Annotated in this window: 10 protein-coding genes; 8 read left to right on the top strand and 2 right to left on the bottom strand. The window is 71.6% G+C overall.

All coding sequences use genetic code 11. From position 1 onward, the window contains the following. Positions 1-13: 13 nt before the first annotated feature. The 3 genes from mycP to ACZ60W_RS33920 all read left to right on the top strand — a co-directional run bounded on the left by mycP (position 14) and on the right by ACZ60W_RS33920 (position 2,155). The gene (mycP, locus tag ACZ60W_RS33930; RefSeq protein ID WP_469759249.1) at positions 14-1,273 is read left to right on the top strand and encodes a type VII secretion-associated serine protease mycosin; all 1,260 of its coding nucleotides are present in this window, start codon (positions 14-16) and stop codon (positions 1,271-1,273) included. Between the two features lie 190 nt (positions 1,274-1,463). Continuing rightward, complete coding sequence (locus ACZ60W_RS33925) at positions 1,464-1,811, top strand: WXG100 family type VII secretion target (protein ID WP_366309864.1); 348 nt, start codon at positions 1,464-1,466, stop codon at positions 1,809-1,811. A gap of 53 nt (positions 1,812-1,864) precedes the next feature. Continuing rightward, complete coding sequence (locus tag ACZ60W_RS33920; RefSeq protein WP_086824141.1) at positions 1,865-2,155, top strand: WXG100 family type VII secretion target; 291 nt, start codon at positions 1,865-1,867, stop codon at positions 2,153-2,155. 68 nt (positions 2,156-2,223) lie between these two features. Here ACZ60W_RS33920 and ACZ60W_RS33915 read toward each other — a convergent pair whose 3' ends face one another. Together ACZ60W_RS33915 and eccCa are read right to left on the bottom strand one after the other, a co-directional pair. After that, on the bottom strand, positions 2,224-2,508 hold the full coding sequence (locus tag ACZ60W_RS33915) for a DUF397 domain-containing protein (RefSeq protein ID WP_469759248.1): 285 nt from the start codon (positions 2,506-2,508) through the stop codon (positions 2,224-2,226). 85 nt (positions 2,509-2,593) lie between these two features. Next, positions 2,594-6,547 (bottom strand): type VII secretion protein EccCa, encoded by a 3,954-nt coding sequence (gene eccCa / locus ACZ60W_RS33910; RefSeq protein WP_469759247.1) that lies wholly within the window; start codon positions 6,545-6,547, stop codon positions 2,594-2,596. A gap of 184 nt (positions 6,548-6,731) precedes the next feature. On the opposite strand from eccCa, the gene eccD reads away from it, so the two are divergent. The 5 genes from eccD to ACZ60W_RS33885 form a co-directional block, all read left to right on the top strand. Then, entirely contained in the window at positions 6,732-8,207 is a 1,476-nt protein-coding gene (eccD, locus tag ACZ60W_RS33905) for a type VII secretion integral membrane protein EccD (protein ID WP_469759246.1), read from the top strand. Positions 8,208-8,411: 204 nt separating this feature from the next. Further along, entirely contained in the window at positions 8,412-8,702 is a 291-nt protein-coding gene (gene rpsO, locus ACZ60W_RS33900; protein WP_030206644.1) for a 30S ribosomal protein S15, read from the top strand. 284 nt (positions 8,703-8,986) lie between these two features. Then, positions 8,987-11,203: a polyribonucleotide nucleotidyltransferase gene (locus ACZ60W_RS33895; protein ID WP_469759245.1), complete on the top strand. Its 2,217-nt coding sequence runs from the start codon at positions 8,987-8,989 to the stop codon at positions 11,201-11,203. Then, positions 11,200-12,579, top strand: coding sequence for a M16 family metallopeptidase (locus tag ACZ60W_RS33890; RefSeq protein WP_469759244.1), 1,380 nt, complete (start codon positions 11,200-11,202; stop codon positions 12,577-12,579). The genes ACZ60W_RS33895 and ACZ60W_RS33890 overlap by 4 nt, the downstream gene beginning before the upstream one ends. 26 nt (positions 12,580-12,605) lie before the next feature. After that, positions 12,606-13,205 (top strand): 4-hydroxy-tetrahydrodipicolinate reductase (locus ACZ60W_RS33885; protein ID WP_469759243.1); only part of this gene is annotated, 600 nt, incomplete at its 3' end.

The raw sequence follows: 13,205 nt of genomic DNA, 5'->3' as shown, positions 1-13,205 counted from the left end.
GGGGGGTGGCACCGTGACGACGACGTACCGCACGGCCGCCCTGCTCGCCGCGGGCACCCTCACCGCCCTCCTCGCGGCGACCCCCGCGGCCGCCGCACCGGCGCCGCACGACGGCCCCGCCCTCGACGGCGGAGGCGAGTGCACCTTCCCCATGAAGAAGCAGATCGAGGGCACCCCCTGGCCGCTCCAGCGCGTGCTCCTCGACGAGCTGTGGCAGGACACCAAGGGCAAGGGCGTCCGGGTCGCGGTCATCGACACCGGCGTGGACGACGTCAACCCGCAGCTGCGCGCCGCGGTCGACGCCAAGGCGGGCAAGGACTACCTCAAGCCCGACAAGGAGAACCCCGGCTTCGGCGACGAGAAGCGCGGCAAGACCGACGGCACCGTCGACGAGGTCGGCCACGGCACCAAGGTCGCCGGGATCATCGCCGCCCGTCCCCGCAAGGGAACCGGCTTCGTCGGCCTCGCCCCCGAGGCCACGGTCATCCCGATCCGCCAGAACGACGAGAAGAACAGCGGCAAGTCCGACACCATGGCACTGGCGATCGACCACGCCGTCGCCAAGGGCGCGAAGGTCATCAACATCTCGCAGGACACCACCCAGCCGCTGGGCCCCGAGTCGCCGATGGCCAAGGCCGTCGCCCGGGCGATCGCGTCGGACGTCGTCGTGGTCGCCTCCGCGGGCAACGACGGCATGGACGGCGCCCTCAAGGACACCTTCCCCGCCGCCTTCCCCGGCGTCCTCGCCGTCGCCTCCTCCGACCGCAACAACGAGCGCGCGGCCTTCTCCCAGGCGGGCACCTTCGTGGGCGTCGCCGCCCCCGGCGTCGACATCGTCTCCACCGTCCCCGGCGGCGGCCAGTGCGTCGACAACGGCACCAGCTTCTCCGCCCCGTACGTCGCCGGCGTCGCCGTCCTGCTCCGCGCCAAGTTCCCGAAGTGGACCGCCGCCCAGATCGTCGCCCGGATCGAGCAGACCGCCGTACGCTCCGTCAACGGCCGCGACGACTACGTCGGCTGGGGCGTCGTCGACCCGGTGCGCGCCCTCGCCGACGCCGGCCCCGGGACACCCCCCGCCTCGCCGACGCCCGACCCGGGTCCGCCCCGGCCGCCGGCGCCCGAAGCGGCCCGTCTGGCGCTCTCGGAGACGCCCCAGGAGCGCTCCGAACGGCTCGCCACCTATGCGTTGGGGATCGGTGGCGTCCTGGTGGCCGTGGTCGCCGGAACGGCCGTCGTCATCCGCGACAGCCGCCGTCGAAGGGGGGTCCGATGAGCCGGTCTCCGGCCAAGTATCCGGACCTTCCTTTGCAGTTGGAACTGCCGCCGTCAATGGCTAAAGTGACCGCGGGGCGCACGGCAGTGCGAACCCAGCACGGGGGCGGCATCAGAAGATTCCCGTCCGCATCACGACCGGATGGCCCGACGGCCCGGCCGTCGACGCCGCCGAAGGAAGAAGGGGCAAGATGTCGAAAGACCTGAACGTAACCAGTGCCGAACAAGTCAAGCTCGCCGGCCGGATCCAGGACTTCTCCGACGAGCTCCAGGCCCGCATCACCTCCCTCAACGGCGTGGTCGACCGCGTCCAGGCGGGCTGGCAGGGCGCTGCGAGCAAGGAGTACGACCGGGTCCAGAACGACCTGAACCAGCGACTGCGCAGCATGCGGGCCGAGCTCAGCCGGCTCGAGGAGATCATGCGCATGAGCGCCGACGGGTTCTCGCAGGAGGAGGAGGACCGTCTGCGGTCCTTCCGCCAGATGGACAACAGCGGCTCCGGCGGCGGCGGCAACCAGAGCGCCATCCTCGGTATGTGAGCCCACCGGCTCGACCAGTCCTCCGCGCCACTCTCACTTCAGGAGTCATCACCATGACCACTGCGGTCAATTACGACACCGTGACGCAGGCGGCGGCCGACACCCGCCTGACCTCCAGCACCCTCACGCAGAAGCTCGACGACCTCATGGCCGAGGTCAACCGCGTCGCCTCCAACTGGGAGGGCGAGGCGAAGATCGCGTACCGCGAGAGCCAGGACCGCCTGACCCGCGACATGGCCGGCATGAACCAGGACCTGGCGCGCATCGCCCAGCTCCTCGACGAGTCGGTCGTCGGCTACCAGGACACCGACAAGGGCAACGCCGCCCGGTTCCGCATGATGTAGTCCCGCACCACACACGCGTGAGGGGGTGGCCCGTCCGACGGGCCACCCCCTCACGCGTACCGGCGGCCCTACCGCAGGTCGAACTCGCCGTCGCGGGCGCCGAGGACGAACGCGTCCCACTCGGCCTTCGTGTACCGCAGCACGGTCTCCCGGTCGAGGGACGAACGCATCGCCACCCCGCCCTCCGGCAGGTGCGCGATCTCCACCCGCTCCTCGTCCGGACTCGTCCCCGGAGCGCCCTGCCACTCGACACCGGAGATGTCCAGCGCGTACAGCTCGTCCTTCACCCGCTGCCTCTCCGCGGCACGGGCGGCGTCGGCGCCCTCGGCGGTGGTGTCCTGTGCGTCGGTCATCGGCGCGTTTCCCTTCGCGGTGGTACGGCGGTCCCCCTCACAGTAGTGGGACCGCCGTCGCCGATCAGGGTAAATCCCGCGCCCGTCAGTGCTGTTCGGGCAGCCAGCCCAGCTGCACCAGCGGGTTGCCGCGCTTGCGCGAGACGAACGTGCCCCGGCCCTGCGGCATCGGCCGCGCCCGGACACCGCCCAGGATGTCGCCCTCCTGCGGGTCGCCGGAGAGGAGCACGCCCTGCGCGCCCAGCTCCCGCATCCGCTGCATGAACGGCTCGTACATCGCCCGCGAGGCGCCCGCCTGGCTGCGCGCCACGATGAAGCGGATGCCGACGTCCCGCGCGAACGGCAGGTTCTCCACCAGGACCGCCAGCGGGTTCCCCGAGTTGGTGGCCACCAGCTCGTAGTCGTCGATGAGCACGAAGAGCTGCGGACCCGACCACCAGCTGCGGTCCCGCAGCTGCTGCGGCGTGATGTCGGGCTTCGGCGCCCGCTTCGTCATCACCGTGTTGATCGCGTCCATGTGCATCTGCATGGCCGACGCCATCGGCGCGTACTCCAGCAGGTGCGAGGGCGCCACCGCCTCCAGCATCGTCCGCCGGTAGTCGCCCACCACGATCCGCGCCTGCTCCGGCGTGTACCGCTCGCACAGCTGCTTCGCGATCAGCCGCAGCAGCGCCGTCTTGCCCGACTCGCTCTCGCCGAAGACCAGGAGGAACGGGTCCGACTCGAAGTCGACGAACACCGGCTCCAGGTTCGTCTCGTCGATGCCGATCGCGACGCCGTGCTGCGGGTACTCGAACCCCTTCGGCAGCTGCTCCGCCGGCAGCTTGCGCGGCAGCAGCCGCACCGCCGGGGCCGGCGCACCCGTCCAGCTCGCCTTCACCGCACGGACGAACGCCGCCGTGCCCTCCGCCAGGTCGCCCGACGAGCTGGACCCGTCGATCCGCGGCAGCGCGCCCATGAAGTGCAGCTTCTCCGGCACCTGGCCACGCCCCGGCACGCCGGTCGGCACGTTCGCCGCGACCTTGCGGTCGAACTCGGAGTCCATGACGTCGCCGAGCCGCAGCTCCAGCCGCCCCAGCATCTGGTCCTTGAGCGCGGCCCGCACCTCCATGTAGCGGGAGGCGGTGATCACCACGTGGATGCCGTAGCCCAGACCGCGCGCCGCGATGTCGGCGACGATCGGCTCCAGCATGTCGTAGTCGTTGCGGAAGCCGCCCCAGCCGTCGACGACCAGGAAGACGTCGCCCCAGGCCTCGCCGGGCAGCTCGCCCGCCGCCCGCTTGCGCCGGTAGGTCGTCATCGAGTCGATGGAGTGCGCGCGGAAGAACTCCTCTCGCCGGTTCAGCACGCCCATCACCTCGGCGACCGTCCGCCGCACCCGCTCGGGGTCGAGGCGCGACGCGACCCCGCCGACGTGCGGCAGGTCGGCCAGCGACACCATGCCGCCACCGCCGAAGTCCAGGCAGTAGAACTGCACTTCGGCCGGGGTGTGGGTGAGCGCGAACGACGAGACCAGCGTCCGCATGATCGTCGACTTGCCGGACTGCGGACCGCCGACCACCATCATGTGACCGGCCGCGCCGGAGAAGTCCCGGTACAGCACCTCGCGCCGCTGCTCGAAGGGCTTGTCGATGAGGCCGAGCGGCACCGTGAGCGCGCCCTGGCGGGTGTACTCCGTCGCCGTGAGCCCCCGGTCCGCCGTCTGCGCGAGACCCGGCAGCAGCTGGTCGAGGGACGGCGCCTGGTCCAGCGGCGGCAGCCACACCTGGTGCGCCGGGACGCCCTGCCCCTCCAGTCGCCGCACGATCACGTCGAGGACGGTGTCCGCGAGCGCGTCGTCCTCCTCCGCACGCTGCGCCGTCAAGTACGCCGGGTCCGGCGCCGCGTACACCACGGGCACCGGCGACGCCGTGAACAGCGCGGGCCGCCGCTCCACCGGCAGCTGGCCGATCTCCAGCCGGGGCCCGCCCGAGCGGTACGTCCCCGACACGTACGCCGCCTTGAAGCGGGTCATCTCGTCCGTGCCGAACTTCAGGTAGCCCGAACCCGGCACCGACGGCAGGTGGTAGGCGTCCGGCACGCCGATCGCCGTCCGCGACTCCGCCGCCGAGAACGTCCGCAGACCGATCCGGTACGACAGATACGTGTCGAGACCGCGCAGCTTGCCCTCCTCCAGGCGCTGCGAGGCCAGCAGGAGATGCACGCCGAGGGACCGGCCGATCCGGCCGATCTGGATGAACATGTCGATGAAGTCGGGCTTGGCGGTGAGGAGTTCGGAGAACTCGTCGATCACGAGTACCAGCGACGCCAGCGGCTCCAGCGGGGCGCCCGCCGCCCGCGCCTTCTCGTAGTCGTGGATGTTGGCGTAGTTGCCCGCCGACCGCAGCAGCTCCTGGCGCCGCTGCAGCTCGCCGCGGATCGCGTCGCCCATCCGGTCGACCAGCGTCAGGTCGTCCGACAGGTTGGTGATGACCGCCGCCACGTGCGGCATCTGGGACATGCCCGCGAACGTCGCGCCGCCCTTGAAGTCCGCCAGGACGAAGTTCAGCGTCTCCGAGGAGTGCGTCACCGCCAGACCGAGCACCAGCGTCCGCAGCAGCTCCGACTTGCCGGAACCCGTCGCGCCCACGCACAGACCGTGCGGGCCCATGCCCTCCTGCGCGGCCTCCTTCAGGTCCAGCATGACCGGCTGGCCGTCCTCGCCGACACCGATCGGCACCCGGAGCCGCTCGGCCACCGACCGCGGCCGCCAGGTCCGCGCCACGTCCACCGACTCCGCGTCCCCGAGGTTCAGCAGATCGGTGAAGTCCAGGTTGGCGAGCAGCGGCTCGTCGTCGTCCCCGCCGCCCATCCGCAGCGGCGCCAGCTGCCGGGCCAGCGCCTCGGCCGCCGGCAGCGAGATCCCGTCCGGCACGCCCTCGTACGCGAACCCGCCGCCCGACTCCAGGCGCAGCCGCCCCGGCCGCACCACCACGGACAGACCGCCGCGCGGCTCGTCGAGCTCGCCGGGGACGACCTCCACGATCGTCACGCCCTGCAGGCCCTCGGCCGCCGCGAGCAGCGAGTCCGGCGGCACCATGCCGCCGTCCAGGACCACCACCACGTGCGGCTGGTCCAGCACCGGCTGGTTCTCCCGGGAGAACCGCGGCCGCCCGTCCAGCTTCGACCGGACCAGGTTCTCCAGCTCGCCGAGGTCGTCGCCGAAGAGCCGCTTCGTACCGGCACCGTCGACCTGACCGGGCACCTGGGTGTGCGGCAGCCACTTCGTCCAGTCCCACCGCTCCTGCGAGGCCCGCGCCGCCACCACCGCGAGCATCAGGTCGTCGGGGGAGTGCAGCGTCACCAGCTGCGCCACCAGGGCCCGCGCGGCGGCCTGCGCCGACTCCGGGTCGCCGGAGACGGTCACGTGGTAGAACGCCCGCATCGAGACCGCCATCGGCAGGCCGTCCAGGGTCCCGTGCACCGCCAGGAACTGCTGCATCGCCCCCGCGCACAGCGGCTCCAGCTCGTCCACCGGCGCCGTGTCCGGCGCCACCAGCGGCGTCGCCAACTGCTGGGCCCCCAGACCGATCCGGGCCTGCCCGAAGTCGTGGTCGCCGACCCGGCGCTCCCACACCCGCGAGCCCTCCGCCACCACGGACCACAACTGCTCCGGAGACGGGTGCAGATACAGCTGCGCGTCCCGCTGCGAGCGGGCCGTCCGCCGGACCGTACGCCGGGTCTGGGCGAGGTATTTGAGGTAGTCGCGGCGGACATCGGACATTTGCCCCTGCGTACCGCGACGGAATCTGACGAACTGCGCGACGGCCATCGCGACCGTCGACGCCAGCATCAGCGTGCCCATGATCCGCATGATCGGAGAGGGCGTCATGAAGAAGAAGACCACCGACGAACCCATGCCGAGCATCGGCAGGAGCTGCATCAACGCCGACTCCTGCTGTCCCCGCGGAAGTTCCGGCGGAGGCTCCAGGACCAGTTCCTCACCGGGCACTTCCGGCGGAAGCGACCTCGGCGGGCGTTTGACGACGATCTGGCTCACCGGCGCATCAATCCCTCGTTGGAGGCGGGCTCGTGGCGGGAGCTTCCGCACCGGCACCCCTGTCGGCAGCCGAGTGCGCGGACTTCCCCCATGGGACGGCGATCCTACTTGCAGCCCCCACCGGCCGTCCCCGGTAGGGTGGCGCGCGCATCGTGCGCAACCGCGAATCAGGGGGTCCAGACACGTGAGTACGACCGCAGCGACCGGCTTCTGCCGCGTCACCGTCGTGGCGCCGGACAGCCGCATCGACGTCGCGCTCCCCGAGGACATCGCCGTCGCCGACGTCTACCCGGAGATCCTGCGGCTCACCGGACAGACCCAGGCCGCCGGCACCCCCACCGGCTACCACCTGGTCCGCCGCGACGGTTCGGTCCTCGACGGCGCCCGGACGCTCGCCGCCCAGCAGGTCCTCGACGGCGAGGTGCTCTCCCTGCGCCCCTTCGCGCAGTCGCTGCCGCCGGCCGTCTACGACGACGTGTCCGACGCCGTCGCCTCCGCCGTCACCCGCGACCGCCACCTGTGGAGCGACGAGCTGCTGCGCGGCGCCGGCCTCCTCGGCGGCGTCCTCCTGCTCGTCCTCATGGGCTTCGTCCTCTGGTTCGCCGACCCCGTCCGCCACGACATGCACAGCCTGCCCGGGATCATCGCGGGCGCCGCCGGCCTCCTCCTGACCGCCTTCGCCGGCGTCCGCGCCCGCGTCTACGGGGACCGGGCCACCGCCGTCGCCCTCGGCCTCGGCGCGCTGCCGCTGCTGCTCATCGCCGGCTCCGGCATCATCGGCCCCGACGCCGGCGAGGGCCCGGGCCGCCTCCAGTTCCTCCTCGGCTGCGTCACCGTCCTCGTCGCCTCCGTGGCCCTCGTCGCGCTCACCCCCAGCGGGGACGCGCCCTTCGTCGCGGCCACCTTCCTCGCCGGCGTCGGCACCCTCGCCACCTTCCTGGCGATCCTCACCGAGACCACCGCCACCGAGACGGCCGCCGTCTGCGCCCCCGTCGCCATCGGCCTCGTCGCCTTCCTGCCCGGCCTCTCCGCCCGCTTCGCCCGGCTCCCCATCGGCTACGCCGCCCCCCGCAGCGCCGCCGACGACGAGTTCCTCGGCGACCCGCAGCAGCCCGGCGAGGAGGCGCAGCCCGTCGACGGCGAGCGCATCGCCCTCCAGGCCCGCCGCGGCCACGAGATGCTCCTCGGCCTCGTCGGCGGCTGCGCGGCCGTCGTCGTCGGCTCCGCCGCCGTCCTCGGCTTCGCCGGCAACGTCTGGGGCCAGCTCCTCGCCCTCGCGGCCGGCCTGGCGATGCTGCTCCGCGCCCGTCTCTTCCGCTACACCTCGCAGGTCGCCTGCGTCCTGGTCGCCGGCATCTCCGCCATCGCGCTGCTCGTCCTCGGCCTCTCCCTGAACCCGCCGGCCGACCTGGTCAAGGAACTCCTCATGTACGGGGACCGGGGCGGCCTGGACATCCGCACCATCTGGCTCACCGCCGCCGTCGCCGCCGGTGCCGCGCTGATCACCGCCATCGGCCTGATCATCCCGAGGAAGGGCCTCTCGCCCTTCTGGGGCCGCCTCCTCGACCTGACCGAGGGCTTCGTCCTGCTCTCGCTGGTCCCGCTCTGCCTCGCCGTCCTCGACGTCTTCACCTCGGTCCGGGCGCTGACCAGCAAGTAGCCGGGCGGTTCCGGGGGCGCTCCGGCGAGCTGGTACGCTGTGTGACGGCCGTTTGTGTACGCGCTCCCGGAAAGCACCCGAGATCACTCGGACGCCTCTGGAAGCTGCGCCCATCGGACCTTCGCCCGCCGAGTCACGGAAGCTTCCCCTGAGACCTAGACCAGGGGCACTCGCGGGCGCACGAACACACCAGAGGAGATCCGCGTGGCTCTCGACGCCGCTGTCAAGAAGCAGATCATGACCGAGTTCGGCACCAAGGAGGGCGACACCGGCTCCCCCGAGGTCCAGGTGGCGATGCTGTCCCGCCGCATCTCGGACCTGACCGAGCACCTCAAGCAGCACAAGCACGACCACCACTCCCGTCGTGGTCTGCTGATCCTGGTCGGCCAGCGCCGCCGCCTGCTGCAGTACCTGGCCAAGAAGGACATCCAGCGCTTCCGTACGCTGGTCGACCGCCTCGGCATCCGCCGCGGTGCGGCCGGCGGCGCCAAGTAACGACGCCGTGAAGGGAGCGGTTCCCACTTTCAGGGGGCCGCTCCCTTTGCTGTACGTGCGCAAAGTGCGCATCGGCACTTAGTCTGGTCGCACAACCCCATACGACGGACGAGAAGCCGCCGGCCAGCCGCCGGTCCTCGGTAGTGGCCCCCGGAAACGAAACGCCGGGAGCTTCGATCGAAGACCGGCCCGCACCCGAGGCGAGCTTCTCCGACACCGTCGCACACCGTCCCCGGCCACACGGGCCGAAGGACGCAAAGACGAACACGTAGGAGAAACCACTAGTGGAGAACGAGACCCACTACGCCGAGGCCGTCATCGACAACGGCACCTTCGGCACCCGCACCATCCGCTTCGAGACCGGCCGTCTGGCCAAGCAGGCCGCCGGCTCCGCCGTCGCCTACCTGGACGACGACACGATGGTCCTCTCGGCGACCACCGCCTCGAAGCGCCCCAAGGACCAGCTCGACTTCTTCCCCCTCACGGTGGACGTCGAGGAGCGGCAGTACGCGGCCGGCAAGATCCCCGGCTCGTTCTTCCGCCGCGAGGGCCGCCCCTCCGAGGACGCGATCCTCACCTGCCGCCTGATCGACCGCCCGCTGCGCCCCTCCTTCAAGAAGGGCCTGCGCAACGAGATCCAGATCGTCGAGACGATCATGGCGCTCAACCCCGACCACCTGTACGACGTGGTCGCGATCAACGCCGCCTCCGCGTCGACGATCCTGGCGGGCCTGCCCTTCTCCGGCCCCATCGGCGCCACCCGCGTCGCCCTGATCAAGGGCCAGTGGGTCGCGTTCCCGACGCACACCGAGCTCGAGGACGCCGTCTTCGACATGGTGGTCGCCGGCCGCGTCCTGGAGGACGGCGACGTCGCGATCATGATGGTCGAGGCCGAGGCCACCGAGCGGACGATCGAGCTCGTCAAGGGCGGCGCCGAGGCGCCGACCGAGGAGGTCGTCGCCGCCGGTCTCGAGGCCGCGAAGCCCTTCATCAAGGTCCTCTGCAAGGCCCAGTCGGACCTCGCCGCCAAGGCCGCCAAGCCCACCGGCGAGTTCCCGGTCTTCCTCGACTACCAGGACGACGTCCTGGAGGCGCTGACCGCCGCGGTCAAGGGTGAGCTCACCAAGGCGCTCACCATCGCCGGCAAGCAGGAGCGCGAGGCCGAGCTCGACCGCATCAAGGAGATCGCCGCCGAGAAGCTCCTCCCGGCCTTCGAGGGCCGCGAGAAGGAGATCGGCGGGGCCTACCGCGCGCTGACCAAGAAGCTGGTCCGCGAGCGCGTCATCAAGGACAAGGTCCGCATCGACGGCCGTGGCCTGACGGACATCCGTACGCTCGCGGCCGAGGTCGAGGCCATCCCGCGCGTGCACGGCTCGGCGCTGTTCGAGCGTGGCGAGACCCAGATCCTGGGCGTCACCACCCTCAACATGCTCCGCATGGAGCAGCAGCTGGACACCCTCTCCCCGGTGACCCGCAAGCGCTACATGCACAACTACAACTTCCCGCCGTACTCCGTCGGCGAGACCGGCCGCGTGGGCTCGCCCAAGCGCCGCGAGATCGGCCACGGCGCCCTCGCCGAGCGCGCCATCGTGCCGGTCCTCCCGACCCGCGAGGAGTTCCCCTACGCGATCCGTCAGGTGTCCGAGGCCCTCGGCTCCAACGGCTCGACGTCGATGGGCTCGGTCTGCGCCTCCACCATGTCGCTGCTGAACGCCGGTGTGCCCCTCAAGGCCGCCGTCGCCGGCATCGCCATGGGCCTGATCTCCGAGGAGATCGACGGCCAGACGCACTACGTCGCCCTCACCGACATCCTCGGTGCGGAGGACGCCTTCGGCGACATGGACTTCAAGGTCGCCGGCACCAAGCAGTTCGTGACCGCGCTCCAGCTCGACACCAAGCTCGACGGCATCCCCGCCTCGGTCCTGGCCGCCGCGCTGAAGCAGGCCCGCGACGCCCGTCTGCACATCCTCGACGTGATGAACGAGGCGATCGACGTTCCGGACGAGATGTCCCCGAACGCGCCGCGCATCATCACCGTCAAGATCCCGGTGGACAAGATCGGTGAGGTCATCGGCCCCAAGGGCAAGATGATCAACCAGATCCAGGAGGACACCGGCGCCGAGATCACGATCGAGGACGACGGCACCATCTACATCGGTGCCCAGCAGGGCTCGCAGGCCGAGGCCGCCCGCGCCACGATCAACGGCATCGCCAACCCGACCATGCCGGAGGTCGGCGAGCGCTACCTGGGTACGGTCGTCAAGACCACCACCTTCGGTGCCTTCGTCTCCCTGCTCCCGGGCAAGGACGGCCTGCTGCACATCTCGCAGATCCGCAAGCTCGCCGGTGGCAAGCGCGTGGAGAACGTCGAGGACGTGCTGGCGATCGGCTCCAAGGTCCAGGTCGAGATCGCCGAGATCGACCAGCGCGGCAAGCTCTCCCTGATCCCCGTGATCGCGGACGAGGACGCCGAGGGTGACAAGGACGACGCTGCCAAGTGACGTCCCGTAGTTCCCGCGCGACGGCCCGCCCCTCTTCGGAGGGGCGGGCCGTCGCCCGTACCCAAACGCTTCTCCCGGGCAAGGACGGCGTCGGCACGGTCCGCCGCACGACCCTCCCCGGCGGCCTCCGCATCGTCACCGAGACCCTCCCCTCCGTGCGCTCCGCCACCTTCGGCATCTGGGCGCACGTCGGCTCCCGCGACGAGACCCCGACGCTCAACGGCGCGACCCACTACCTGGAGCACCTCCTCTTCAAGGGCACCCGCAAGCGGTCCGCCCTCGACATCTCCGCCGCGATCGACGCGGTCGGCGGCGAGATGAACGCCTTCACGGCGAAGGAGTACACCTGCTACTACGCGCGGGTGCTCGACACCGACCTGCCGCTGGCGATCGACGTCGTCTGCGACATGCTCACCGACTCCCTCGTCCTCGAGGCGGACGTCGACGCCGAGCGCGGTGTCATCCTCGAAGAGATCGCGATGACCGAGGACGACCCCGGCGACGTCGTGCACGAGCTCTTCGCGCAGACGATGTTCGGCGACACCCCGCTCGGCCGCCCGGTCCTCGGCACCGTCGACACCATCAACGCGCTCACCCGCGGCCAGATCGCCCGCTTCTACAAGAAGCACTACGACCCGACCCACCTGGTCGTCGCCGCCGCGGGCAACGTCGACCACGCCACGGTGGTCCGCCAGGTCCGCCGCGCCTTCGAGAAGGCCGGCGCCCTCGGCCGCACCGACGCCGTCCCCGTCGCTCCCCGCGACGGCCGGCGCACCCTGCGCGCCGCGGGCCGCGTCGAGCTGCTGAACCGCAAGACCGAGCAGGCCCACGTGGTCCTCGGCATGCCGGGCCTGGCCCGCACCGACGAGCGCCGCTGGGCCCTCGGCGTGCTGAACACCGCCCTCGGCGGCGGCATGTCCTCCCGCCTCTTCCAGGAGGTCCGGGAGAAGCGCGGCCTGGCCTACAGCGTGTACTCGTACACCTCGGGCTTCGCCGACTGCGGCCTCTTCGGCGTGTACGCGGGCTGCCGGCCCGGCCAGGTCCACGACGTCCTCAAGATCTGCCGGGACGAGCTGGACAAGGTCGCCTCGGACGGCCTCACGGACGAGGAGATCGCCCGCGCCGTCGGCCAGCTCTCCGGATCCACCGTCCTCGGCCTGGAGGACACCGGCGCGCTGATGAACCGCATCGGCAAGAGCGAGCTGTGCTGGGGCACCCAGATGTCGGTCGACGACATGCTGACCAGGATCGCCGCGGTCACCCCGGACGAGGTCCGCGAGGTCGCCCGCGATGTACTGGAGCAGCGGCCCTCGCTCTCGGTGATCGGCCCGCTGAAGGACAAGCAGGCCGACCGCCTCCACCGAGCGGTCTCCTGAACCCCTAGTCCCACGAAGGAAGTGCAATGAGCAAGCTGCGCGTCGCGGTCCTCGGAGCCAAGGGCCGCATCGGCTCGGAGGCCGTGCGGGCCGTCGAGGCCGCCGAGGACATGGAACTCGTCGCGGCCCTCGGCCGGGGCGACGGCCTGGAGGCCCTCACCGAGGCGGGCGCCCAGGTGGCCGTCGAGCTGACGACCCCGGACTCGGTCATGGACAACCTCGACTTCTGCGTGCGCCACGGCATCCACGCGGTCGTCGGCACCACCGGCTGGACCGACGAGCGCCGCGCGCGTCTCGAAGGATGGCTCGCCGCCTCCCCGGAGACCGGCGTCCTCATCGCGCCGAACTTCTCCATCGGCGCCGTCCTCACCATGAGGTTCGCGCAGATCGCGGCGCCGTACTTCGAGTCGGTCGAGGTCGTCGAGCTCCACCACCCGCACAAGGCGGACGCCCCCTCGGGCACCGCGACCCGGACGGCCCAGCTGATCGCCGCGGCCCGGGGGGGGGGGGGGGGGGGGGGGGGGGGGGGGGGGAGGGAGGAAGGGGGGGGGGGGGGGGGGGGGGGGGGGGGGGGGGGGGGGGGGGGGGGGGGGGGGGGGAGGGGGGGGGGAGGGGCACAGCTGAAA

Source organism: Streptomyces sp. NPDC104202 (genome assembly GCF_055584185.1).
Note: the sequence above shows the minus strand (reverse complement) of the source record. Positions and strands in the feature narration are given on the sequence as shown.